The sequence below is a fragment of the Kiloniella laminariae genome (genome assembly GCF_027214005.1).
In the GTDB taxonomy this organism is placed as follows: Bacteria; Pseudomonadota; Alphaproteobacteria; order Kiloniellales; family Kiloniellaceae; genus Kiloniella; species Kiloniella laminariae_A.
Window position 1 is genome coordinate 205965 of record NZ_JAPWGY010000001.1, and the last position, 23051, is coordinate 229015.

At 52.5% G+C, this 23051-nt stretch carries 20 protein-coding genes; 13 read left to right on the top strand and 7 right to left on the bottom strand.

Annotated elements, in window-relative coordinates; all coding sequences use genetic code 11:
* Window positions 1-53: 53 nt before the first annotated feature.
* Genes O4H49_RS00935 through O4H49_RS00950 form a run of 4 tightly spaced genes read left to right on the top strand, consistent with a single transcriptional unit; the run spans window position 54 to window position 5315 of the window.
* A complete protein-coding gene (locus O4H49_RS00935) occupies window positions 54-1304 on the top strand; it encodes a sarcosine oxidase subunit beta family protein (RefSeq protein ID WP_269421529.1) in 1251 nt (416 codons plus the stop codon).
* A 12-nt stretch (window positions 1305-1316) separates the two neighbouring features.
* Window positions 1317-1703: a sarcosine oxidase subunit delta gene (locus O4H49_RS00940; protein WP_269421530.1), complete on the top strand. Its 387-nt coding sequence runs from the start codon at window positions 1317-1319 to the stop codon at window positions 1701-1703.
* Window positions 1703-4723 carry a sarcosine oxidase subunit alpha gene (locus tag O4H49_RS00945; RefSeq protein WP_269421531.1) on the top strand — a complete coding sequence of 1007 codons (3021 nt, stop codon included), beginning with the start codon at window positions 1703-1705 and terminating at the stop codon, window positions 4721-4723. Before O4H49_RS00940 ends, O4H49_RS00945 begins: the two co-directional genes overlap by 1 nt.
* Window positions 4716-5315 (top strand): sarcosine oxidase subunit gamma, encoded by a 600-nt coding sequence (locus tag O4H49_RS00950; RefSeq protein ID WP_269421532.1) that lies wholly within the window; start codon window positions 4716-4718, stop codon window positions 5313-5315. The genes O4H49_RS00945 and O4H49_RS00950 overlap by 8 nt, the downstream gene beginning before the upstream one ends.
* A 105-nt stretch (window positions 5316-5420) precedes the next feature.
* On the opposite strand, the gene O4H49_RS00955 is transcribed toward O4H49_RS00950, so the two are convergent.
* The gene (locus tag O4H49_RS00955; protein WP_269421533.1) at window positions 5421-7289 is read right to left on the bottom strand and encodes a sensor histidine kinase; all 1869 of its coding nucleotides are present in this window, start codon (window positions 7287-7289) and stop codon (window positions 5421-5423) included.
* A 386-nt stretch (window positions 7290-7675) separates the two neighbouring features.
* Here O4H49_RS00955 and O4H49_RS00960 point away from each other — a divergent pair, with 386 nt between their 5' ends.
* The 3 genes from O4H49_RS00960 (at window position 7676) to O4H49_RS00970 (ending at window position 9492) form a co-directional block, all read left to right on the top strand.
* Window positions 7676-8038 carry a methyl-accepting chemotaxis protein gene (locus O4H49_RS00960; RefSeq protein WP_269421534.1) on the top strand — a complete coding sequence of 121 codons (363 nt, stop codon included), beginning with the start codon at window positions 7676-7678 and terminating at the stop codon, window positions 8036-8038.
* 150 nt (window positions 8039-8188) lie between these two features.
* On the top strand, window positions 8189-9118 hold the full coding sequence (locus O4H49_RS00965; protein WP_269421535.1) for a DMT family transporter: 930 nt from the start codon (window positions 8189-8191) through the stop codon (window positions 9116-9118).
* Between the two features lie 47 nt (window positions 9119-9165).
* Window positions 9166-9492, top strand: coding sequence for a hypothetical protein (locus O4H49_RS00970; RefSeq protein WP_269421536.1), 327 nt, complete (start codon window positions 9166-9168; stop codon window positions 9490-9492).
* On the opposite strand, the gene queG is transcribed toward O4H49_RS00970, so the two are convergent.
* The 4 genes from queG to O4H49_RS00990 all read right to left on the bottom strand — a co-directional run bounded on the left by queG (window position 9453) and on the right by O4H49_RS00990 (window position 13747).
* Entirely contained in the window at window positions 9453-10628 is a 1176-nt protein-coding gene (gene queG / locus O4H49_RS00975; RefSeq protein ID WP_269421537.1) for a tRNA epoxyqueuosine(34) reductase QueG, read from the bottom strand. The genes O4H49_RS00970 and queG overlap by 40 nt on opposite strands.
* Before the next feature lie 96 nt (window positions 10629-10724).
* Window positions 10725-11867 (bottom strand): tRNA guanosine(34) transglycosylase Tgt, encoded by a 1143-nt coding sequence (tgt, locus tag O4H49_RS00980; protein ID WP_269421538.1) that lies wholly within the window; start codon window positions 11865-11867, stop codon window positions 10725-10727.
* Window positions 11864-12916 (bottom strand): tRNA preQ1(34) S-adenosylmethionine ribosyltransferase-isomerase QueA, encoded by a 1053-nt coding sequence (queA, locus tag O4H49_RS00985; RefSeq protein ID WP_269421539.1) that lies wholly within the window; start codon window positions 12914-12916, stop codon window positions 11864-11866. Before queA ends, tgt begins: the two co-directional genes overlap by 4 nt.
* Before the next feature lie 192 nt (window positions 12917-13108).
* Window positions 13109-13747: a hypothetical protein gene (locus tag O4H49_RS00990; RefSeq protein WP_269421540.1), complete on the bottom strand. Its 639-nt coding sequence runs from the start codon at window positions 13745-13747 to the stop codon at window positions 13109-13111.
* Between the two features lie 217 nt (window positions 13748-13964).
* Here O4H49_RS00990 and O4H49_RS00995 point away from each other — a divergent pair, with 217 nt between their 5' ends.
* From O4H49_RS00995 to O4H49_RS01005, 3 genes are read left to right on the top strand one after another with little or no spacing between them, the layout of a single operon-like run.
* Window positions 13965-15185 (top strand): O-antigen ligase family protein, encoded by a 1221-nt coding sequence (locus O4H49_RS00995; protein WP_269421541.1) that lies wholly within the window; start codon window positions 13965-13967, stop codon window positions 15183-15185.
* 56 nt (window positions 15186-15241) lie between these two features.
* Window positions 15242-15652, top strand: a complete 411-nt coding sequence (locus tag O4H49_RS01000; protein WP_269421542.1) for a DUF423 domain-containing protein — start codon at window positions 15242-15244, stop codon at window positions 15650-15652.
* A 2-nt stretch (window positions 15653-15654) separates the two neighbouring features.
* Window positions 15655-15882 carry a sulfurtransferase TusA family protein gene (locus O4H49_RS01005; protein ID WP_269421543.1) on the top strand — a complete coding sequence of 76 codons (228 nt, stop codon included), beginning with the start codon at window positions 15655-15657 and terminating at the stop codon, window positions 15880-15882.
* A gap of 120 nt (window positions 15883-16002) precedes the next feature.
* Here the strand turns inward: O4H49_RS01005 and O4H49_RS01010 are convergent, their stop codons facing one another.
* Window positions 16003-19212 carry an efflux RND transporter permease subunit gene (locus tag O4H49_RS01010; RefSeq protein ID WP_269421544.1) on the bottom strand — a complete coding sequence of 1070 codons (3210 nt, stop codon included), beginning with the start codon at window positions 19210-19212 and terminating at the stop codon, window positions 16003-16005.
* Window positions 19212-20372 carry an efflux RND transporter periplasmic adaptor subunit gene (locus tag O4H49_RS01015; RefSeq protein ID WP_269421545.1) on the bottom strand — a complete coding sequence of 387 codons (1161 nt, stop codon included), beginning with the start codon at window positions 20370-20372 and terminating at the stop codon, window positions 19212-19214. The genes O4H49_RS01010 and O4H49_RS01015 overlap by 1 nt, the downstream gene beginning before the upstream one ends.
* A gap of 402 nt (window positions 20373-20774) precedes the next feature.
* Between O4H49_RS01015 and O4H49_RS01020 the strand changes: the two genes are divergently transcribed.
* From O4H49_RS01020 to O4H49_RS01030, 3 genes are all read left to right on the top strand, one after another.
* Window positions 20775-21710, top strand: a complete 936-nt coding sequence (locus tag O4H49_RS01020) for a histone deacetylase family protein (RefSeq protein ID WP_269421546.1) — start codon at window positions 20775-20777, stop codon at window positions 21708-21710.
* 122 nt (window positions 21711-21832) lie between these two features.
* Window positions 21833-22096 carry an exodeoxyribonuclease VII small subunit gene (locus tag O4H49_RS01025; RefSeq protein ID WP_269421547.1) on the top strand — a complete coding sequence of 88 codons (264 nt, stop codon included), beginning with the start codon at window positions 21833-21835 and terminating at the stop codon, window positions 22094-22096.
* 30 nt (window positions 22097-22126) lie between these two features.
* Complete coding sequence (locus tag O4H49_RS01030) at window positions 22127-23014, top strand: polyprenyl synthetase family protein (RefSeq protein ID WP_269421548.1); 888 nt, start codon at window positions 22127-22129, stop codon at window positions 23012-23014.
* The last annotated feature ends 37 nt before the right edge of the window (window positions 23015-23051 follow it).

The following is a 23051-nucleotide window of genomic DNA, read 5'->3' on the forward strand; positions in this document are numbered from 1 at the left end:
CGAGGTTCAACTCGGCGTAGGATACCGACAACTAACAGAGGAGTATTGACGGCATGTCCCGTTTTTCGATTTTCAGCCTGGCCCGCAATGCCATGAGCTGGCATCAGAACTGGCCCAGTCAATGGCGCAGCCCGGAACCAAAACCGGAATATGATGTCGTCATTATTGGTGCTGGTGGTCACGGTTTGGCTACGGCCTATTACCTTGCCAAGGAACATGGCATTACAAATGTTGCCGTGATCGAAAAGGGCTGGCTCGGTGGGGGGAACACAGGTCGGAATACGACGATTGTGCGTTCCAACTATCTTTGGGATGAGTCTGGTCTGTTTTATGAAAACGCCATGAAGCTTTGGGAGAACCTGTCCCAGGAGCTGAACTACAACGTGATGTTCTCCCAACGCGGGGTGATGAACCTTGCGCATAATCTGGGGGATGTTCGTGAATCGGTTCGCCGTGTGAATGCGAATAACCTGAACGGGATTGACGCCGAGTGGCTCAATGCCGAACAGGTCAAAGAATTCTGTCCGATTATCAATATCTCGAAAAACAGCCGTTATCCTGTTTTGGGTGCGACCCTGCAGCGCCGGGGCGGCACTGCCCGCCACGATGCTGTGGCCTGGGGTTATGCCCGTGGGGCTGATGCCATGGGCGTTGATGTGATCCAGAACTGTGAAGTTCAGGGGCTGGTGGTCGAAGGCGGTGTGATCAAGGGCGTGCGTACAAGCCGGGGTGAGATCAAGGCAAAGAAAGTTGCCATGGCCTGTGCCGGACATACTTCAGTAGTGGCTGAAATGGCCGGGATCCGCTTGCCGATTGAATCCCATCCGTTGCAGGCGCTTGTGTCCGAACCAATGAAGCCTGTTATCGACTGTGTAGTCATGTCGAACGCGGTACATGTCTATGTGTCCCAGTCAGACAAGGGCGAACTGGTCATGGGTGCGGGGATCGATCCCTATGTCGGCTACAGCCAGCGCGGATCATTGCATGTGATTGAGAACCAGTTGGCTGCAGCTATGGAGCTTTTCCCGCTGTTCAGCCGGACACGTCTGATGCGTTCCTGGGGTGGTATTGTTGATACCTGTCCGGATGCCTCGCCGATCGTTGGCAAAACACCAGTTAAGAACCTCTATGTCAATGCAGGTTGGGGAACTGGTGGCTTCAAGGCAACACCGGGCTCCGGTTTCTGTTATGCCCATACGATTGCCAAGGATGAGCCGCATCCTCTCAATGCGCCTTTCTCAATCGATCGCTTTATAACAGGTGCGCTGGTTGATGAACACGGCGCTGCCGGTGTAGCTCACTAAGGAGTTTTTTCGATGCTTTATATCAAATGTCCCTGGTGTGGTGAACGCGACGAAACCGAATACCACTATGGCGGCGAGGCGCATATCGCCCGGCCAGAAAATCCTGATGAGCTGACGGATGCTGAATGGGCTGAATACGTCTTCATGCGGACGAATACCAAAGGTGTTCATCGCGAACGGTGGGTTCATTCTGACGGATGTCGCCGCTGGTTTAACGTTGCGCGTAACACAGTGACCAACGAAATTGTCGCTGTCTACAAAGCAGGTGAGAAACTTGATTTGCCGGATGCGACTGCACCTGTGAAAGCCGCAGCAAAGGCTTCCGCAAAATCGCCGGCACCTTCTGAGGCCAAAAAGCCAGCCAGAAAAACGGCTGCTGACAAGAAAGAGGGCGCGTGATGACCGAAAAATTCCGTACATCACAAGGAACCCGAGTAGACCGTTCCAAAGTGATCAACTTTACCTTCAATGGTAAAGCCTACCGTGGAGCAGAGGGAGATACTCTCGCCTCGGCGCTTGTGGCTAATGGTGTTCATCTGGTTGGACGAAGCTTCAAGACACACCGTCCACGGGGTATTTTGACCTGTGGATCAGAAGAACCAAATGCGATCATCCAGCTGGAAACAGGGCCTCGTAGCGAACCAAACCTGCGCGCAACCCAGATCGAGCTCTATGAAGGGCTGATCGCCAAATCAGTCAACTGCTGGCCGAGTGTCAATTTTGATGTTCTGGCTGTGAACGGTCTGGCATCACGTCTGTTCGTGGCGGGTTTCTATTACAAAACCTTTATGGATCCCAAGTCCATGTGGATGACGGTTTACGAACCGATGATCCGCCGGATGGCCGGGCTCGGGGTTTTGCCACGGGAAAAAGATCCGGACACCTATGATCACATGAACGAGTTCTGTGAAGTCATGGTTATCGGGGCCGGGCCTGCCGGTCTGGCAGCGGCCCTGGCCGCCGGGAAATCCGGTGCCCGTGTGGTGCTCTGTGATGAACAGGTGGAATTCGGTGGTTCCCTGCTCAACAGCAAGGAAATTATTGATGGTCGCCCTGCACTTGAGTGGGTGGCTTCTGCTGTTGCCGAACTGGAAGCCATGGACAACGTCCGCCTGTTGAAACGGGCAAATGCCTTCGGGTATTACGACCACAACTACATTACGGTTCACGAGCGTCGGACGGATCATTTCGGTCCTGGGGCAAAACCGGAGCTGGCACGCCACCGTGTCTGGCATTTCCGCGCCAAGCAGGTTGTTCTGGCGACGGGGTCTCATGAACGTCCTCTGGTTTTTGCCGATAACGATCGTCCCGGTATCATGCTGGCGGCTTCCGGTCAGGCCTATGCCAACAGGTATGGTGCTTTGCCAGGTAAACGCGGTGTTGTATTCACCAACAATGACAGTGCTTACAAGGTTGCTATTGATCTCGTCGATGCGGGAATGGCAATTCCACTGGTTGTCGATCTGCGTGAAGTTGCCGATGGTGAGCTGCCAAACACGGCACGTCAAAAAGGTATTGAGGTTGTTACGGGGGCAGGGATCGTTGCCACAGAAGGACGCAAGCGTCTGAAGGCAATCGAGATCGCCCAGATTTCTTCCGATGGTGAGAAAATCACCGGAGCAAAGCGCCGGATCGAGTGTGATACCATCCTGATGTCTGGCGGGTGGAACCCCGCTGTTCACCTTTTCTCCCAGTCAATCGGGAAACTGCGTTACGACGAGGAAAAAGCCTGCTTCCTGCCAAATATTTCTTCCCAGAAAGAACGGACTGTCGGGGCCTGTAAAGGAACCTTTGACCTTCAGTCGGCTCTGGAAGAGGGCATGACTGCCGGGGCGCTTGCTGCCCAGGATAGCGGTTTTGGCAAGGGGAAAGCTCCTGCCGCGCCGAAAGCTGTTGTTGTTGCCGAGAAGCCGCTCAAGGCGATCTGGGTTGTGCCAACGGACCATCCGGTGGGGCAGGGACCGCGCAAACACTTCGTCGATTATCAGCACGATGTGACCGCTGCTGATATTATGCTGGCGGCGCGTGAGGGGATGCACTCTGTCGAACATATGAAGCGTTTTACCACGACGGGTATGGCGACGGATCAGGGGAAACTCTCCAACGTAAATGGTCTGGCTATTCTCTCGGCACAGCTGGGCAAGGCAATTCCGCAGGTTGGGACAACCACTTTCCGTCCTCCTTATACACCAGTCACCTTTGGTGCTCTGGCCGGGCGGGGAATCAACGGTGATCTGGCTGATCCTGTCCGACGGACGCCTATGTACAGCTGGCATCTTGAGCACGGGGCAACCTTTGAACCTGTAGGTCAGTGGCAACGCGCCTGGTATTACCCGAAGGCCGGGGAAGACATGCATGCAGCCGTGACCCGCGAGAGCAAGGCCCTGCGTGATGGTGTCGGCATCCTTGACGCCTCTACACTCGGCAAGATCGATATTCAGGGCAAAGATGCAGCACAGTTCCTGAACATGATCTACACCAACGCCTGGCTGAAGCTTCCGGTGGGTTCCTGCCGTTACGGCTTTATGCTCAAGGAAGACGGAATGGTCTTTGATGACGGTGTGACTTCCAGACTGGGGGAAAATCACTTCCACATGACGACCACCACAGGGGGGGCTGCCGGGGTTCTTGACTGGCTCGAGGAATACCTGCAGACCGAGTGGCCTGACCTTGAAGTCTACTGTACGTCCGTGACAGAAGAATGGTCGACACTTTCTATCGGTGGGCCAAAAGCCCGCGCGCTTATGGAAGAGCTGGCGCCGGAGATGGACTTCTCCAACGAGGCGTTCCCCTTCATGACCTGGCGCGAAGGCGAAGTTGCCGGAGTACCTGCAAGGGTCTTCCGTATTTCCTTTACCGGAGATCTTTCCTACGAGATCAACGTGCGGAACTGGCACGGGCTTCATATGTGGGAAAAATGTATGGAGTTGGGAGCAAAGTACGACATCACTCCTTATGGTACCGAGACCATGCACGTCCTTCGTGCAGAAAAGGGTTTTGTCATTATCGGTCAGGATACCGATGGCACCCAGACACCCCAGGATCTGGGGATGGACTGGATCATTGCCAAAAGCAAAAGCGATTTCATCGGACGCCGCTCCTTTGTACGCGAGGATACCAAACGGCCTGACCGCAAACAGCTTGTTGGTCTGATGACAGAGAACCCGAAAGAGGTTCTGACCGAGGGTGCCCAGCTTACCTATGAACGGGTCAATCCGACACCGGCACCGATGGTCGGCCATGTGACGTCGGCTTATTGGAGCCCGAACCTGGATCATTCCATTGCCATGGCTATGGTCAAGGATGGTCATAACAGGATGGGGCAGTGGATCTATGCGCACGACCGCGGCAAGGTGACAAAGGTCAAAATTGTCAGCCCGGTTTTCTATGATCAGAAAGGGGAACGTCGTGATGGTTGATAATTTCCGCCGCAGTATCATCGCCAACAAAGCAGAAGCTATGGTCAACGGTTCAGTCACGGGTGACAACGGCGTTGTTCTGACAGAAATTCCATTTCTGGCTCAGGTCAATATTCGAGGCAATAGCGACGACAAGAAGTTTGTTGCCGGGGTCAAGTCAGTCACAGGGCTGGCTGTGCCAACCACACCGAACAGCTATGTCACAAAAGGGGATCTGACCATTTTCTGGCTCAGCCCGGATGAGTGGCAGATTATTGGCCCGGTTGATGCCCAGAACGATCTGGTTGCCAAACTGCGTGATGCCCTGTCGGGACAACACGTGGCAGTTATCGATGTTTCCGGTAACCGGACCACACTGGAGCTCAGCGGTGCCCAGGCCCGTAACGTGATGAAGAAGAGCTGTCGTCTGGATATGGACCCTCAGTCCTTTGTCCCGGGACAGGTTGTCCAGACCCGTGTTGCCAAGGCGCCGGTCATTTTGCAGATGCTGGATGACAAACCTGTTTTCCGCATGTTTGTCCGGCCCTCGTTTGCAGAGTATCTGGTGGACTGGTTGCTGGATGCGATGAGCGAGTATCGTTACTCTGCTTAGGAGCTGTTGAAACAAATCACAATACTGAAAGGGCCCGTAACATATGTTACGGGCCCTTTCAGTATTCGGCAGAAGAACGTCGAGAAGTAATTACAGGGCGCAGGATCAGACCCGGGTCAGGGCTGACTTGCCCTCCCGAATCGGGTTGCCCTCGTTTTTGAGAACCCGGTTGGCCGGGAAGGTTATGGTCGCGGTTGTTCCCTTGTTGATTTTGCTCTCCAGCTTCAGGGTGCCGCCGTGCTGCTCCATCAGGGATTTAACCAGCGGGAGGCCCAAGCCAGTACCTTCAAAGGCTCTGGTCATGGGGGTGTCTGCCCGGATAAATGGCTCCAGAATCCGTTCTAGTTCATGTGAGGGGATACCGATCCCGGTATCCTTGACCGCGATGGAAAGGCTGCCATCAGAGTTTTCCTCTGCGGAAAGAACAACTTCGCCACCTTGGGGGGTGAACTTGACCGCGTTGGAAAGCAGGTTGAGCAAGATCTGTTTTACCGCCCGGAGATCTGCTTTCACGTAAGGCAGATCCAGGGTCATGTTCAGGGTGACAGGGACATGATCTGAAGAGGACTGGCCGACGACAAGTTTGTGTGCTGCACGAGCCGTCTGGGTAAGATCCACTGTCTCGTCATGGAGTTCAAAAGCGCCGGCTTCGATCTTGGAAAGATCCAGAATGTCATTGATCAGATCCAGCAGGTGTGTTCCTGAGGAATGGATGTCCTGACAATAGGATTTGTAGTGTTGCGATCCAAGCGGCCCCATAAGTTCACTTTTCATGATTTCAGAGAAACCAAGGATTGCGTTGAGCGGCGTGCGCAGTTCGTGGCTCATATTGGCAAGAAACTGTGATTTTGCGGTATTGGCCTGATCGGCAATTTCCTTGGCCCGGCGGATTTCCCGTTCCTGATTTTTCAAAGGGGTGATGTCGGTGGCGAGAACCACGATTTCACGGGCGGGAGTTTGCCGGTGATTGTATTGCAGCCAGGTGCCGTTACTCAGGTGCAGGATCATCCGTTCCTGCAGGGATTTGTGACTGTTATAGGTTTCCCGGATGAACTCTTCTTCATGCCCCTCTGTGCCGACAAAATCCCCGGCATAGACCAGCTCGCGAATGATGTCTTCAAAGCGGGAGCCAAGGGTAATGATCCGGGCCCGTTTGGCTGAAATATTCCGGTAGTTGCTGTTACACAGAACCAGTTTGTCGTCCTGATCATAAAGGGCAAAGCCCTCAGACATGGTTTCGATCGCCTGGGTGAGCTGGGCTTCGGAGCGTTTGGCTCTCAACTCACTGGCCTTAACTGCCGCTTCATAAGCAGACTGTTTCTGGAGCAGATCGTTGTATGCTGTAACCACTGCGCCAAGTTCGTCGTTTGATGTCCAGTTAACAGCGGCGCGATTCTTGTGCTGTTTTTCTGTCTGGATTGATTCAAGGAGAAGCTTGAGTGGAACCCCGATATAGGAGTTTGCGCCGAGAAAAGTAAGGGCTGATAGTACCAGGATGGTGACGACCATCACGAGACCATCAAAGATCAGGCGTTCTCTGATTTCTGCAGAGATCAGCGCATCGTGAAAACTGACTTTGACGGACCCGATGGTTTCCAGACGGTCAAACGAGTTGTGTTTTATCGCCGTTTCCCGGGTCAGGGCGGCCTCGATCGTACTGGCTGTCTCGCTGGTGAGTTCTGCGAGAACAAGTCCGTCGGTATCATAAACCTGTGCTGAGTGAAACTCAGGATTTCGGGAAAGGGCAAGCAGAGTTGCCTGAATGGAATCAAGGTCATAGTTCCATACGGGGGTCGACAGCGCCGTTCCCTGTATATCCACCATCTTTTCCAGGCGAGTTCCCAGTTCGGAATTCAGCTTGTGAATATTCCGGCTTTCGAGAACGGTAAACAGCAGCAACAGGCTGATGCTGATCAAAGGAATGTATATCGACAGCAGCTTGCCGCAGATGGAGTTGCGTATATTTAAAATCACTCCGAGACCCACACCCTCTCGATCAAAGATTTTTCTTTAATTGCTCCTGCGAGCGGATTTATTTGTCTGGTTCAGACGCTGAAGATAACACTATCCCCTTAAATAAAGGTGAATAGTACCCCGGTAAAAGCCAGAGCAATGTAGAGCATAGATTGTAAAGTCGATGTCTATCAACCTTCAGATAGCGTAATCACTGAAATTATCGCTTCCTGCGGGTTTTTGTGTTCTTTTAATCTGATTGCCCGCCGCTTTTTTGATGAAGCTAATCAATTTTGAGGGGCACGCGAAAAATAAATGCAGATTTATCAAATTTTCGACGTTGGTTAATCTGGTGTTAAGGGCATGGTTGTTATCACTTTAATCCTGATCAACGGGAGCTATAGATTATGAATTCAAACACCAGTATTTTCGAAAAGAGTATTACAAAGATTTTTGAAGAAATTGCTCAGCTTGGTATCGAAATCGAAAAGGTTGGTCAGGTTGCCCAGCAGATTGATGCCATCGCGCGTCAGACAAATTTGCTTGCCCTTAACGCCACAATCGAAGCTGCCCGGGCAGGAGATGCTGGTAAGGGGTTTGCTGTTGTTGCCGGAGAAGTCAAGCAACTGGCCGGTCAAACCAGCCAGGCAACGACTGAAATCGGGGCGATCGTCCAGTCTCTTTCTTCACATGTTGATCAGCTCAAGGTTATCAGTAACGAAGCAAAAACCAATATAGACTCGCAGAATGCAGCTGAACAGGCTGGGTGATACAGATAATCTGGAGTCTACTTTTTTCGGTTTGTTTTGAGGCAAACGCTTGTTTTCCAGTTAACGATTGCATCTGGGTAATTTTCTTGGAACAGTGACGCCCGCCCGGTTGGCGGGCGATGCCACAACTTTCTGGAATGCTCTCAAGAGATGTCGCCACAAAAACCTGAATTGCACCAATATATATTACTGCTTCTGTTGGGGGCGATTTGGGGAAGTTCTTTTCTCTTTATCAAAATTTCCCTTGAAAGCATTACCCCTGTTACCTTGACAGCCTTTCGCCTGCTCCTGGCTTTTCTTGTGATGGCTGCCTTGGTTTTTGCTTTAAGAAAAAAAATTCCTACAGGAATAAGTATCTGGCGAAAATACGCTGTCGTTGCAATCTCGGGTAATATTCTGCCCTTTATTCTGATCTCCTGGGGCGAATTACATATAGAATCCGGGCTTGCTGCAATTTTGATGGCAATCATCCCACTTTCAACACTGGTGGTTGCCCATTTCTGGACGGATGACGAGAAACTATCCCTGCCAAAACTTGCTGGAACCTCTATCGGTTTTGCCGGAGTGATTTTGCTGGTGGGACCAGAGGCATTACGTGGTCTGGGCGATTCCGTATTGGGACAACTGGCTGTCGCTGTTGCTTCATTCTGTTACGGTATTACCTCTGTTTACGCGCGCAAGAGTGGGTTGACTAAACAGGATCCGTTGGTAAACGGTGCCTCTATCCTTCTGCTGGCCTCTTTGATGGCCTTGCCGCTGGCTTTTGTCCTGGAAGCACCATTGCAGCTGGAGCCATCCGGGCGCAGTCTTCTCGCGCTCCTGGCTCTTGCCGTCATCTCGACAGCAATCGCCTATACGATTCTTTATTACCTTCTGTCGACCGTCGGGGCGACCTATACTGCCTTGAACAACTATATTGTCCCTGTTGCGGGAATGTTTTGGGGATACCTGTTTCTGTCTGAACGGTATGATGCCGAAGCTTTTATTGCACTGCTGGTCATCTTTATCGGCATCGTGGTTTCGCAACTTGGCAGAAGACAGAAAAAGCAGGAAAACAAGCCATGTCCAGAAGCCATATGATGTTCAAAAATTCTCTTTTTTCTGTCTGCTTGAAAAGACTTTTATTTGTGAGTGGCGCTTTGCTCCTGGTCAGTGCCTGTGCAAATGAACCCATCAAGGTAGACGCTTCGCGAAAGGTTCAGACAGTCGTAGAGCAAAGTATTCAGACGTATGGCAAAAATGAGTACAGTCCCTGGGGATTTGGTGTCTGTTACGGTAGTCAGCTTAATACACCGCAACAGGTTCTTGAGTTTGCGCGGGAAATCTGTGGAACTGGTCGGCTGGAACCCCGCGGGGAAGATTTGCTCTGGAATGGATGCCCGATGTTTCAGGGGGCCAAGGTTTCTTTTGTCTGTTATCCCAAAGGGCCCAAACGTTCCTCGGTCGGAAGCTGAGGGTTTTTCCACTCTTCAACGACATCGGGATCTGTTTCGCCAGAGAGATGTTGATGGCGCAGTGCTGAAAAATCTTTGTGGTCCTGAAGACGTCCCAACGCCCAGACAGCCATAGCTCTGACATAGGGGGAGGGATCGGACAACAGAGGGGTTATTCTTGGTGTAATTGCGGCATCACCACAATTCCCCAGACCGATCAGAACATTCCGGATAAAACGATCCCGCCCTATCCTTTTGACCGGTGACCCAGAGAAAATCTGGCGAAAGCCTGCATCGTCCAGTTCGGCAAGATCTGCCAGACGGGGGGCGGTGAGTTCAATCCGGGGATAGACGTTCTCTTCACTGGTGGGTTCGGCGAATTTGTTCCAGGGGCATACGGCGATGCAATCGTCACAACCATAAATCCGATTGCCCATGGGGGCACGAAACTCCCTGGCTATGTGTCCGTGATATTCTATCGTGAGATAAGAAATGCAGCGTTTTGCATCAAGAACATAGGGGGCCGGGAAAGCATCCGTCGGACAGACGGTCAGGCAGCGGTTGCAGGTGCCACAGTGATCTTCTTCTTTTTGCTCTGGCTTGAGGTCGAGGTCGGTATAAATTTCGCCGAGGAACAGCCATGATCCATGTTCGCGTGAAACCAGATGGGTGTTCTTTCCCTGCCAGCCAATGCCGGACTGGGCAGCGGCGACCTTTTCCAGAACCGGGGCTGTATCGACGAAAACCTTGACCTGACATCCCAGGTTCTCGACCATCCAGCGGGCCAGGGCTTTCAGTCTTTTTTTGATGAAGTCATGGTAATCCCTGTTTCGGGCATAGACTGAAATGTTGCCCCGTTCGTCATAGGCGAGATTCGCCAGGGGAGGTTCGGACGGACCGTAGTTGACGCCGAGAACGATAATGCTTTTTGCGTCTTCCCACATGGCGGTCGGGTTCTCGCGCCATTCAAGACGGTTTTCCATCCAGCCCATATCACCATGGTATCCCCTGGCCAGAAAGGTGCGCAGGTTTTCTTTGGTCTGTTCATTGATTTCGGCGGGGGAAAAGCCGACGGCATCAAATTTGAGCGACAGAGCCTGCTCGCGGATGGCGGCAGCCGGATCAGTGATAAGGGGCGGAGGAGATTTTTTTTTCATGTTAAACCTCCTCCTGTGTGGCAGTTGTGGGATGATCTGAAGATGGTTTGATTATTTTATCATAGGTGATTGAGCCGCAATATTACACCGCTGATATTAATCCAGAGGTTCTATATCACCTCCGGCCTGGAGACGATAAAATTCCTCCTGAAAGGCTGCAAAGGTTCCAGCTGCAATGGCCTCGCGCATCCCCGCCATCAGCTCCTGATAATAAGCCAGGTTGTGAATGGTCAACAACACGGGGCCAAGCATTTCCTTGGCGATGAACAGGTGGCGCAAGTAGGCTCTGCTGAATTGAGTACAAGCCATACAGCTGCACTGGTCATCTATGGGGCGATGATCATCCTGATGGCGCTTGTTACGCATGTTGATGGCCCCACGACGTGTGAAGCCCTGCGCATTACGGCCGGACCGGGTTGGCAGAACACAGTCAAACATGTCAATACCACGGGCCACGGCCCCAACCAGGTCGGCGGGTTTCCCCACACCCATCAGATAGCGGGGTTTGTCTTCTGGCAGATGCGGGACAGTATGATCGAGAACCTCGAACATGACTTCCTGTCCTTCTCCAACAGCGAGCCCGCCAACAGCATAACCTTCAAAGCCGATATCAATGAGGGCTTCGGCTGATTCCTTGCGCAGGTCTTCATAGGTTGAACCCTGAACGATTCCGAACAAACCATACCCGTCACGATTCCGGAAGGCCTTGCGGCAACGTTCGGCCCAACGCATGGAACGCCGCATTGAATCTGCGGCTTCTTTGTGTGTTGCGGGATAAGGCGTGCATTCGTCCAGAACCATCGTGATGTTGGAATCCAGCAGATCCTGGATTTCCATCGAGCGTTCAGGTGTCAGATTGTGTTTGCTGCCGTCGATATGAGACTGGAATTTTACACCCTCTTCCGTAATTTTGCGCAATCCCGACAGGGACATGACCTGATAGCCGCCGGAATCCGTCAAAATGGGATGCGGCCAGTTCATGAACTTGTGCAGGCCTCCATGACGGGCGACCAGTTCAGCAGTTGGACGCAGCATCAGATGATATGTATTGCCCAGCACGACCTCTGCCCCGGTAAGGCGCAGTTGATCCGGGGTAAGCCCCTTCACCGTTCCGGCGGTTCCTACAGTCATAAAGGCCGGAGTCTGGAAGGTTCCGTGTGCAGTGGTGACTTCGCCGCGGCGGGCTTTGCCTTCGGTAGCTTTCAGTTCATAGCCGAATTTTGGGGCTGGAGTATTCATAGACGGTCCTCACGCTGCAACAGGCTGCAGTCTCCGTAGGAGTAAAAACGATAACCATTATCCATGGCATATTGATAGGCCGCTCGCATGCGGTCCAGCCCGGCAAAGGCGGATACCAGCATGAAAAGGGTGGAGCGGGGCAGATGAAAATTGGTCAGAAGCAGATCGACAATCCTGAAACGATACCCGGGGCTGATAAAGATATCGGTTTCGCCGTCAAAGGGTTTGAGTGTGCCATCTTCTTCGGAAGCACTTTCCAACAACCGTAGAGCCGTGGTTCCAACGGCAATGATACGCCCGCCCCGTGCCTTCACAGCATTGATCTTTTCTGCTGCTTCTGGGGTAATGTGACCAATCTCGCTGTGCATCTTGTGATCGCGGATATCATCGACCTTGACCGGCAGGAATGTCCCGGCGCCAACATGCAGTGTCAGGGTCAGGTGCTCTATTCCCCGTTCCTCCAGCGCCTGCATGAGCCGGTCTGTATAATGCAGGCTGGCTGTTGGGGCCGCAACCGCGCCCTTATGACGGGCAAAGCGGGTCTGGTAATCTTCTGCATCGTGCTGGTCAGAGCCTGCTTCCCGCTGGATATAGGGGGGCAGGGGCATCTTGCCGTATTGTTCGAGATAGGGATAGAGTTCCTCCGGCGGCAGATCAAAAGAGAGCAGGACCTCTCCGCCATCAAGTTTGTTTTCGACAGTTGCGCTGAAGCCATCGGCAAAGCGTACGACATCGTCAGGCCGGAGTTTCTTTGCTGGCTTGGCAAAGGTCCACCAGCGGGCTCCTCCTTTTTCTGAAGGCGGCTCCTGTTTGTGCAGGGTGACCTCAATCCCGGCTTCTCCTCTTTTGCCTTTCAGGCGGGCAGGGATAACTTTGGTGTCGTTGAAGACCAGAAGGTCGCCAGGTTGAACAAGGTCTGGCAGATTGATCATATGATGATCTTCGAAAGCGGCGCCAACGGACAGGAGCTTGGCCATGTCGCGAGGGTCTGCCGGGCGTTGAGCAATAACCTCACGCGGCAGGTCGAAATCAAAAAGGTCGGTTTTCATTTACTCTTGTCCTGTTACCAGCCTTGCATCCTGCCGATACAGAAAAGGGAAGGAATACACTTTGGTGGAATTCTGGCGATTGGTAGCAGAACTCTGCTCTTGAGGCAAAGGGAGGAAGGCTTTTATCTGCTATGCACAGCAGGAATGGGGAATGCTGTATCTGGCCAGATACTCAAGATGGCAACCCCGGCATCAGCGGGCCTTTTCTTCAGGTTCCCGAACATTATAGCGCAGGCCATAGCCGACCCGGTCCCGGGTGATGCCTTCGACATAATGGTACGGGCGATCTGGTAACCCGGCAAAGTTCTTGCCGCGCATCAGGATCATAACGCCTGCTTCGGCATTCATGCGCCGGGCGTTGGTTTTCTCCCGATCATCGCAGATATAAAATCCGGCTCCGCCTTTCAGGGTAAGGATGGCGATCACAGCCTCAAAAAACACCAGATCCCGATGAGGGGAGATCCCTGTAGAGCCCTTGCTGTAGTGGAGCACTGCCCGGTCATTGAAGCTGAAAGGTGTTGGGTAGGGCTGAGGTTGCATGAGCTGGAAAGCCTGATTGAGCTGTTTTTCAAAACTCTGTTGATAGTCGTCCAGCGCGGAGGCTTCGTTAAAATTCATGCAGATTCTGAAATCCTGTGTCACCTCATTGCCGGGAGAGCCGACAACCGGCGTTCCATCCCTGAAAGAGAGACCTTCTGTTGCCATCAGCATTTTCTGGCAACCTTCGGCATCAACCAGCGGGAAAGCAACGGCGCCTTCACGGGGTAACCTTGCCATCTCTGCAGCCAGAACAGCTGGTGTCGTCAGCAGGTGTGAATCAAAATTTGGCATGACAGAGGGCTCTTGAATTCAGAAGACTGTTTTTGAATATAAGCAGAGTTTAACAGACGGCAATGTTCAGTTGGCGATGAGCTGTTTTGAAAAACCGTCGTAACGATCAGCTTTTGCCGTCAGCGATGTGGGTGTTGATGACGAGGGGTTCTGTACAGTAACGGCAAAGCCGTCTATAGGTGTTTTTCCAATTCATTTATTCCAAGTTGTTGTTTCTATGAACGGCCCTTTCCTGAGATTATTTTTTTTTCTGATTCCCAGCCTAAGTGTATTCAGCTCAAACGCCCTCGTACCTCTTGTCGGGATTGTTGCTGTCGCCACGACTGCGATCCACTTTTATGAGACACGAGAGCTTCCGCGCCTGAGCAGGTTACAGCTTGCGCTGCTGATCGGCTTTTTTGGCTGGGTTGGCCTTTCTACTGTCTGGGCGATCAATCCGGAAAACTCCTTCCTGCTGTCGTTGCGTTTACTGGCACTGACGCTGGGCGGACTTCTGTTGATATCTGCGGTCGAGAAGCAATCTGCCGCGGTGAAAAAACAATATGCAAAGGCTTTGCTCTGGGGCTGTATCCTGGGGGCGGTGTTGTTGCTGGTTGAATCAAATCTTTCTGCACCGCTTACCAAGTTGGCGAAAGGCAAGACACTTGATGAGGCAATGAATCTGTCCCGCTTTAATCGAGGGGCAAGTTTCCTGGGTATTGCCTGCTGGGCGCTGTTTGCCATCTATAGTTCGTCTCTGCCGCGGCTGTTACGGGGCATCCTCCCTTTGCTACCAATCGGGGTGCTTTATTTTGCCCCGAGTGAAAGCTCTTTGCTTGCCGTGATCCTGGGCGGGATCTGGTATTTGATGTTTTTTCTAAAACCACGCCTCGGGTTCTGGCTGCTCCCGGTGCTGATGACGGGCTCCATTCTGCTTATGCCGTTGATTGTGCAGAAAGTTGAACCCCTCTATGGTCCTGAATCCTCGCAGTCCATCCCGTTTTCGGCCAAGCATCGGTTCTTTATCTGGGATTTTGTCGGGAGCCAGATTATTGATCATCCACTGATCGGGTCCGGGTTTGACAGTGCGCGAGATTATCCCAATAACGGGGTGGAGAATTATGTCCATACGCGGCCGGATGGAACAACCCGAGCCCTTGGTGGCCGGATTATTTCGTTACATCCGCATAATTTCGCTTTGCAGGTCTGGCTGGAACTTGGCGTGATCGGCGTGTTGCTGGTTTGTCTGATCATCTGGACGCTTTTTGTCCAGTTGAAGAAAAAAGGACTGGATGATGATCCTGCAATACAGGCGATGATGGTTTCTCTCTTCATCATTGCCTTGCTGGGATATGGTATCTGGCAAAATCGCTGGTTTGTGATGTTCTTTATCTTTGCTGCTCTGGTTCCGCTGGTGACTGCAGCAAAACAGGCTGACAAGCAAGATGTGAAGCGATAACAGGTGGTTCTTTCTGTCTCTATGAATTCTGGTGTCTGAGCAAAAGCAGGAAAAATATGATGATGAGCGGGTCAACAAGGTTCTGGCTGAAATTCTGGATTATCTATGCAGCACTTTGGGGGGCTGGATCTGTTGCGGTTGGCGCTTATGCTGCTCATGGCTTTGAAGGAGACGAACTGCGGGTGCTCTGGGCCCAGACCGGGAGTTTATATGGTTTAGTTCATGCCTTGGCATTGCTGGCTTTGACGGCCTTGGGCGCTGCCGGCTCAGGATGTTCCCGGGCACGAACTATTGCCAGTGGTTGTTTCTCTCTGGGTTTGCTGTTCTTTAGCGGAGGACTGTTTCTCAAGGCACTGTGCGATCTGTCGCTTAACGGCCCCTATATTCCGGTTGGAGGCAGCCTTTTTATTCTGGGCTGGTTGCTTACCGTGGCCTTCGGCTTTACTTACAGGCAAAAGGATCTCTGAGCATGGCGGAACATTTTCTTGATGCAACCGGGCTCAAATGCCCCATCCCGGTTTTACGGGCCCGGAAAGCGATGAAGCCCCTTGTTGCGGGTGATGAGCTGGTGATCCATGCGACAGATCCAAGTGCTTTGCTGGATTTTAAAAATTTCTGCGAGACCACAGGGGACGAGTTGTTGTCTTCTGAGGTCAGGGAGGATGATGTGATGGTTTTTCGCATCAGGAAAAACTGAACGCTACAAATCTCTGGCCACAAATCTCTGCCTGTAAATAAAATGGCTAAATAAAAATGGCCCTCACGGAATCCCGCGAGGGCCATTTTTTTCGCTACGTCACAAAGGAGATTGTGATGACTATTCTGCTGCTTCAGCCGTCAGTCCCGGCCGTGATTTCAGTTCCTTGCTGCGTTTGCGATCCCTTTCCAGGGTGCCTTCCATCAGAGACAGCATGGGAGGAATAATCAGCAGTGTGAGCACAGCAGAAAGCGACAGACCGCCAACAACAACAGAGCCCAGGCCCCGATAAAGCTCTGATCCCGCGCCGGGAACCAGAACCAGTGGCAACATCCCGACAACGGATGTCAGGGTCGACATGAAGATCGGCCTGATGCGGTTGCGTGTGGCTTCGAGAATGGCTTCCTGTGCCGGCATGTTTTCCTCCCGCAGATGATAGAGTGTCTGATGCACCACGAGAATGGCATTGTTGACGACGATCCCGACGAGAATGACAAATCCCAAAAGGGTCAGCATGTCGAGCGGTTGGAAAACAAAGCTGTTAAGGAAAGCCAGTCCGGCAACCCCGCCTGCTGTGGCCAGCGGCACAGCAAGCAGGATAATCAGGGGATAGAAAAAGCTTTCGAAGAGAACAGCCATTACCAGATAAACAATGACAATAGCCAAGAGCAGATTGACGATCATGGCATCCCAGGTCTGTGCCAGATTGTCTGCAGTACCACTGAGGCTTATTTTGATGTCGCTAGGCAGACCTGCAGCTTCCAGAGGGGCGATAACGTCTCTTTGAAGGGTTTCGAGTGCTTCTTCCAGCGGAATGCCCGCGGCTGGCCGGATTTCAAGGGTAATGGTCCTCAGGCGTTCGCGATGACGGATCTCGGTTGGTCCGGCGGTCAGGATAATTTCAGCCAGGCTGGAAGCCGGGACAATAAGACCTTCTGATGTGACGACGGGCAGACTTGCGATGCCCTGTGTCTGGGTCACACTGTCTTTCGGACCTTTCAGGGTCAGATCCAGTCTTTTACTGCCAACGGTCACTTCATCAACACGCAGGCCGTCGTTAAAGACATCAATTGCTGTTCCCAGTTCATTGACAGACACCCCGTTGTCGGCGAGGCGAACACGGTCAGGCAAGACCCTGACCTCCGGAGCGCCGAGCTCTAGGCCTGGTCTCGGGCGAAACTGGTTTCCGGCTTCCTTGGGGAAAACGGCGAAAATCTTGCCTGTCGCTTGCCCGGCAACATTCAGGATCTGATTAAGGTCAGAGCCGGAGATGTCGAGGTCAATTTTTCGGCCACCACCAATACCTCGCCCAAAGAGTGAGGGCTGGTTGATAAAGCCAAAGGTTCCCGGTTCCTTGAAAACCGGTTCCTGCAAAACCGGTATCAGTTCTGCAACCCGGCTGCCATCAATGGCTGTGGCTCCGAGAAATGTATTCGATTGGGTCGCAACAAAAAAGAAACGTTCCATTTTTGGAGGAGCACCGGGATCAGATTCAGGTCCGGTTTCAGTCGCCCAGAGATGACGTACAGAATTTTCGACTTCTTTTGCGATAGAGGTCATTGTGTCGAGGTTATAGCCGGGTGGAGGGATAATCACTCCAAAGACGAGGTTCCTGTTCCCTTCTGGCAAGTATTCCAGCTTGGGTAAAAACTGCCAGGTTCCCAAGGCTGCAATGACTGTGACTGTGCTGACAAGGGCAACTGCAACCAGTTTCTGTCGAACCACCAGCGCCTGTGATGCCATGATGAAAGAAACAAACCCGGTGCCGAACTGATCTATCCCGGGAAGAGGAATGCGTTTTACGGTGTCGCTCCCATCGGTGTCATGTTCACGAAGGAACCGCCGCGAAAGTGCGGGAATAACCGTAATCGATACGACAAGAGACAGAACCACGGATACCGAGATTGCAACGGCGATATCCCGGAAAAGCTGCCCGACTTCCAGTTCCATGACCAGAATAGGGATAAAGACCATTACGGTTGTCAGGGCGGAGACCAGAATTGCTCCCCAGACCTGCTGTGCTCCCTGATAGGCTGCGACAGCAGGTGATTTTCCCTGTTCCTTCAAGCGGAAAATATTTTCCAGAACAACAATTGCTGCATCGACGACCATCCCCACAGCAAAGGCCAGACCTGCCAGAGAAATAACATTGATGGACCGGCCGAGGACAGCCATCGCCACGAAAGAGCCCACGACAGAGACCGGAATAGCCATGGAGATAATGATTGTGGCCCTGACGGAGCGGAGGAAAATCAACAGGATGACTGCTGCGAGAAGGCCGCCATACCAGATGTTTTGCTGTACCAGATCTATGGCTGAGGTAATGTAGATGGTTTCATCATACACCTGTTGAAGTTTCAATCCTGCCTGAGGAACGGCGCTGCTGTTGAGTTCTTCAAGCGCTTCATAGATACCGTTCATGGTCTCAATGACGTTTGCCCCGGTTTCGCGGGTGGCATTGAAGGCCAGGGCAGCATCACCAAACATTCTGATGTTGGATGTCGGTTCCTTGTAATTAAAGCCAACCTGGGCAATGTCCCCCACAGTGACCCTGGATACTCCACCGGTAAAGGGGTCCTGTACGCTCCGCAGAACAACCTGCCTGATCGCTTCGACTGTATTGAGTTCCCCTTCGGTTCGAACGATGTAACGGCGTTTGCCTTCGTCCACATCTCCAGCGGAAACGGACGCGCTGGCCTGGCGCAGGGTCGAAACAACCGAAGCGGTGGTCAGCCCGTAGCGGGCAAGAAGCGGTGGCTGGATTACAACTTCGATTTCCTGCTCACTGCCGCCATAGATGTTGACTCCACTGACACCTTGAACGCGTTCTATCCGGTCTTTTATGATGTCTTCGACGAAGTCACCGTAGTGATAAATCGGTGTGGTGTTCCCTTTCTGGCGGGTCAGAATAAACCAGGCAATCGGGCTGTCTTCTGAACCTGCTGTATCAAGGGTAGGTTCATCAGCCTCATCCGGGTAACCGCTGACGCGGTCCAGCCTGTTCGCCGTCAGAAGAAGGGCTTTGCCCATATCTGTCCCGACATTGAATTCCAACGAAATCCGTCCCTGGCCAAATTCTGACTCACTGGTCATGGTGTGGAGATTTTCGAGGCCTTTGAGCTTTTCTTCCTGTTCGTTGACAATCTGGCGTTCAACTTCTGCTGGCGCGGCTCCAGGCCAGTTTGTCCGGATGGTGATCACCGGACGATTGACATCCGGGGTGAGCTGAATCGGGATCATCTGCAGGGCGACGGCACCAAAGAGAACCACCATGATGACGGCAGAAATGATCGCTATGGGTCGTTCGATGGAAACCTTGATCAGGTTCATCAGGAAGCCTCCCCGTTTTTCTCGGCCTGTTCTTCTGTAACCGGAGCAGCTTCAGCCGGGGCATTGCCGTTAATCTGCAAAGACATTCCCGGGAAAAGACGTTCATTCCCCCGGGTGACAACCAGATCCCCTGCCATGAGGCCATAGACAACTTCGATCCGCTCTCCGATCTGCTGACCAAGCTGGACCGGGCGGGGTTGTGCTTTCCCGTCCACGTTTAAATAGACCATTGGTCCATTGGGGCTTTGAATGACAGCATCTTTGTGCACCGTAACCGCGTCCCGCTCGGGTCCCGCCGGGACCAGAAGCGTAATACTCTGGTTATCGGCAAGAGTGTCTTTGTTCGGCAAATCGGCAGAGAGCCTGACAGGCCTCGTGCGTGTCAGGGGGTTCTCCCGCGGCAGGATCGCCCTGATCATTGCCTGCAAAGGCGTACCATCGCTAAGGCTTATACTGAATTCCATGCCCTCTTTTAGGGCGATCAATCTTTGGGAAGGCACCTCGACCTCGATCTCAAGGCTGTTGCGTGACAACAGGGTAACGACAGGATCACCCGTCTGGACATAAGAGCCTATTTCGGTTTCCCGGCTGAGAATTACCCCGTCATAGGGGGCTTTGATTTCAGTGTAGCTCAAGTTGATTTCAGCCCGGCGAAGACGGGCCTTGGCTGTTTCGATATCAGCCCGGGATTGTGAAACCTCAGCTTTGGCGATGGCGCTGTTCTGAACAGCATCTTCATATCGGGATTTATTAAAGGCGGCAGATGAGCGGAGTTTTTCCAGCCGCTTTAGTTCCTGGTCTGCCAGTATCAGGCGGGCCTGAAACGTGCCGAGGCGGCTTTGCGCAGCCTTGACCTCGCTGGCAGCAAGATCCCGATCAGCACGAAGGGTTGCTGAATTTAACAGGGCAATCACCTGATCGGTTGTGACCTTGTCGCCAATCTCGACTTTGAAGTCTTCTACAGGTCCGGCAATTTTGGCAGCAACATTCCCGGTTTGTCGTGCGACGAGTCTCCCGATTACCGGTACAGTCTGTTTCATCTGCTCTGTACGCACTTCGTCAACACCGACAAGGGCATCCTGCTGGGCATAAACGGTGAATGTAGGAACCATCAAACCCAAAGCGGCGACAAGGGTAAAAGGTGCAAAGAGCTGGCGCAAAACGGCCTCCTGAAATCATATCAAACCGAAATAGGGTCTTTGGTGAAACTCTTGCCAAACGCCAAAGACCGGGGAGACCCCGACTCTATGGTGCAAAGCGGAAAAAATAGCGGCAGCTGTACTATTATACGCTGCCGTTTGTTTGGTGTAGCATACCAGAAGGTATCGCCAGAGGAAAAGTCTCGCTATGATTATAGAAATGTCATCCTTTTTCAAGAAAACATGTTTGTTTGATTCTGCTGTTGAACGAGAAAAATAAAATTATCCGTCGGTGTTTTGTAAAAATAATGAGATTATTTCGCTGACCTGTGGAGTATCGGGGCGGGTTAGACCGAAATGATAGCGACCAGCCAGGAATACTCGCAAATGCTGGTTTGGTGTTACCTATCCGGAGGAAACCAAATGACCACTGCGCTTTTCAGCCATGCCGCCAGTCAACTGCATGATCCTGGCATTCACCATCCGGAATCACCTCACCGATTTGAGGCAATCATGCGGGCTTTGTCCGAGCCTGTATTCGACGAACTGGACCGTCGAGAATCTCCAGAAATCGAACGCGGGAAGCTCCATTGGGCACATACAGAAGAGCACGTGAGTGAGGTTCTGCGGGCGATCCCTGCAACGGGGTATGTGGCACTTGATGGGGACACGGTGGTCTGTAAGCACTCGGGAGAGGCAGCCCTTCGAGCTGCAGGGGGAATTTGTGCGGCGGTTGACGCTGTCATGAACAAGGATGTGGATAATGCCTTTTGTCTCAGTCGTCCACCTGGACACCATGCCGAGCGGCATCGGGCTATGGGGTTCTGTCTGTTTTGTAACCCGGCCCTTGGAGCCTATCAGGCGCGATATGAACATGGTGTTGAGAGGGTTGCTGTGATCGATTTTGATGTCCATCACGGTAACGGAACCCAGGATATCCTCTGGGATGATCCCAATATGTTTTACGGTTCTAGCCATGAATCGCCTCTTTTCCCGGGAACCGGGAGTGTTGGGGAAACGGGCGTTGCCAACAATATCCTTAATTGTCCTCTGCCTTCGGGGGGAGGCTCCTATGAATTTCGCAAGGCGATGGACGATCATATTTTTCCGGCTGTACAGAACTTCAAGCCTGGCCTGATTATTGTGTCGGCAGGGTTTGATGGGCACAGGGAGGACCCGCTTGCCTCTCTCAATCTGGAAGACGAGGATTTTGGCTGGGTCTCGCGGCGGATTGTCGAGCTGGCAGATGAGCTTTGTGAACGGCGTTTGGTCTCGATCCTTGAAGGGGGCTACAATACGGATGCTTTGTCCCGCTCTGTTGCCCTTCACATCATGGCCTTGATGAATGCAGCAGATTAGAACGGCGCTGTGAGGCTTCGGATGAGAGGGAGGGGAAATATACTCTTTCCAGCAGGGGCCGGGTCTTGTCTGATGCAAACTGACAACGTAGAGTGCCGCAAGAATTAACAGTTGAGGTTCCCATGACCGACGTTTCGCAATCCAAAGCCAGTCCCGCCGATATCAAAAGCATGAGTTTTGAAGAAGCTCTTGCCGAACTCAAAACGATCGTTGGTCGGCTTGAGCAGGGAGAAGGTAAACTGGATGAGGCGATCGAGGCTTATGATCGTGGTGCCAAGCTGAAGGCGCATTGCGAAAGTAAATTACGCGAAGCCCAGGAAAAGATTGAGAAGATCACCATGGGACCGGATGGTGAGCCACAGACTGAACCTTTCGAAGTGGCATAACGACGTCCGTCAGCCGGAGATCTGACTTCCATGCAGGATATTACACAGGCCCTGAGCCGTTGTGCGAACGCTGTTGAAGCGCACCTTGAAAGACTTCTTCCTTCCGTATCCACTGCAGAAGGGGAGGTCGTTGAGGCCATGCGTTATTCTGCCCTTGGGGGCGGGAAACGTTTGCGACCCTTTCTGGTTATGGAAAGTGCTGCCCTGTTCGGTGTTGATCCCTCCCGGGCTCTACAGGCGGCGGCAGCACTGGAGATGGTGCACTGCTACAGCCTGGTGCATGATGACCTTCCCGCCATGGATGACAGCGATTTGCGCCGGGGAAGAGCAACGGTCCACCGGAAATGGAACGATGCCACAGCAATCCTGGCTGGCGATGGTTTGTTGACAGAAGCTTTTACTGTTCTGGCCTCGCCTGAGAGCCATCCCGATGCGCAAGTTCGCCTTGAATTGATCACCGAGCTTGCGACGGCGGCTGGAGCCAAAGGTATGGTTGGTGGTCAGATGATTGACCTTTCTCCTGATCGGGCGAAATTGGATCTCGCCGGGATCACAAGGCTTCAGGCTTTGAAAACCGGGGCGCTTATTCGTTATGCCTGTGAGGCTGGAGCGATCCTGGGCCAGGCGCAAAGAGAAGAAAGAACCGCTCTGCGTCTTTATGCGGAAGATCTGGGGCTGGCATTCCAGATTGTTGACGATCTACTGGATCATGAGGCAACTCCAGAGGAAACCGGGAAGCCTACAGGAGTTGATTCTGACGCTGGAAAAGCAACTTTTGTCGGGCAACTTGGTCTGGAAAAAGCCCGTGTCAGAGCAGAAGAGCTGGTTGTCTCGGCAAAATCGAGACTTGATATTTTCTCAGGAAAGGCGCAGTTACTGCGCGAGATTGCCACATTTGTACTGGAACGTAGGTCGTAAGTTTTTTTGCTTCCGGGTGTAAGCCTCGCTCGACCCG